Raw genomic sequence first — 307 nt, forward strand, 5'->3', positions numbered from 1 at the left:
AACATCGCTTGGCTGAGAAATGGCTTTTTCATTTCTCAAGACAAGAGATTTCTGCTCCGGAACTTCAGCGAGCCAGAGCTGGACAACAAAGAAATGCGGTGGCGAGTACGCTTTGAGACGCAGAACAGAACATCATTGGCTGAGAAATGGCTTTTTCATTTCTCAAGACAAAGGATTTCTGCTTCGCAGTCTCAGCGAGCCAGAGCTAGACAACAAAGAAATGCGGAGCGGTGCACGCTTAGAAACGGAGAACAGAACATCACCTGACCGGGAAATGGATTTCCACATTTCACGAGTCAGGGGATTT

At 47.2% G+C, this 307-nt stretch carries 1 protein-coding gene; it reads left to right on the plus strand.

Annotation, left to right across the window (positions count from 1 at the left end; genetic code table 11):
• Positions 1 to 112 precede the first annotated feature (112 nt).
• Positions 113 to 307, plus strand: a 195-nt coding sequence (locus tag G4V62_RS19620; protein ID WP_212508861.1) for a hypothetical protein, incomplete at its 3' end; no start/stop codon positions are given.

It is taken from the genome of Litoribacterium kuwaitense (assembly GCF_011058155.1).
Lineage (GTDB): Bacteria > Bacillota > Bacilli > Bacillales > DSM-28697 > Litoribacterium > Litoribacterium kuwaitense.